The sequence below is a fragment of the Pseudomonas sp. FSL R10-0056 genome, assembly GCF_009600105.1.
GTDB lineage: Bacteria > Pseudomonadota > Gammaproteobacteria > Pseudomonadales > Pseudomonadaceae > Aquipseudomonas > Aquipseudomonas bubulae.
Map to the genome: position 1 here is coordinate 1 of NZ_WIWL01000053.1, position 1,318 is coordinate 1,318.

1 protein-coding gene is annotated in these 1,318 nt (G+C 62.1%); it reads right to left on the reverse strand.

Annotated elements, in window-relative coordinates:
- Positions 1–193 precede the first annotated feature (193 nt).
- The coding region (locus GHO42_RS02980; RefSeq protein WP_153384107.1) for an FtsX-like permease family protein at positions 194–1,318 on the reverse strand (1,125 nt) is incomplete at its 5' end.

Here is a 1,318-nt window from a genome sequence, read left to right on the forward strand (position 1 = left end):
GTCCCCGCACACCCGTCAACCATGTGTCCGGTCCGTACAGGTCCTTCAAAAAGGGACTCGCCGTAAGGGCGAAACCAATATTTCAGTTAAGCGCGAATGCCGGATATGTACGCGGCGTAAGAGTTGAATACCAAAACGACGATCGCTGCCCCGCTGAGCTCCTCAGCGGCAGGATTTATAGTGTCTGGCCATATCAACCCTCGCGCAACACCGTCAACGGGCTGGCATTCAGCGCCCTGCGTGTGCCAAACACGCCCGCACCGCCCACCATCACCGCGCCCAGCACCGGCAACAGCAACAACCACGGATGTGGGTGCCACGGCAGGTCAAAGGCAAAGCGGTAAAGCACCAGACTGACCAGTTCGGCCCCCAGCGCCGCCAGCAGGCCGCTGGTGGCGCCCAGCAAGCCGAACTCGATGCGCCGGGCCTTCACCAGCAGTTGTCGCTCGGCCCCCAGCGCGCGCAGCAGGGCGCCCTGGCGAATGCGTTCATCCAGGGTGGATTGCAAGCCGGAAAACAGCACCGCCATGCCCGCCGCCAACACAAACAGCAGCACGTATTCCACAGCAATGGTCACTTGCGCCAGGATGCTGCGCAGTTGCTCCAGCAATGCATCGATAGGCAAGATGGTCACGGCCGGGAAGGTGCGCGACAGTTCGATGATTTCCTTGTCGTGTCCCGGTGCCAGGTAAAAGCTGGTGAGGTAGGTGGCCGGCAAGTCCTGCAAGGTGCCAGGCTGGAAAATCATGAAAAAGTTGGGCTGGAAGTTGTCCCAGTTGATGCTGCGCAAACTGGTGACCCGTGCTTCGCGATTGACACCGGCAATGGTGAAGGTCATCAGGTCGCCCAGCTTCAGCTTGAGGCTTTCGGCGACTTTGGCTTCCACTGAAACGCCCGGCACATCGCCTTCGGGCTTCGGGCCCCACCAGCTACCTGCCGTCAGCTGGTTTTCGGCAGGCAGGTCAGCCGCCCAGGTCAGGCTCAGGTCGCGCTGGATGGCCTTGTCGCCACTGGAGTCCTTGCTGACGATGTCCTGCACCGGTTCGCCATTGATGCTGATCAGACGCCCCGGAATGACCGGGTACAGCGGCGCAGCGCGGGCCTGAAGGGTCATCAGGTGGGCGCCGAAAGCCTCCTTGTCGGCCGGCAGGATATTCAGCGCAAAGTAGTTGGGTGCATCTTTGGGCAACTGGTTTTGCCAGGTGTCGAGCAATTCGCCGCGCAGCAGGGCGATCAGGGCCATCGACAGCAGGATCAGGCCAAAGGCCAGGGCCTGGCCCGCCGCGGCCAGCGGATGGCGCAGCAACTGACCCAGCCC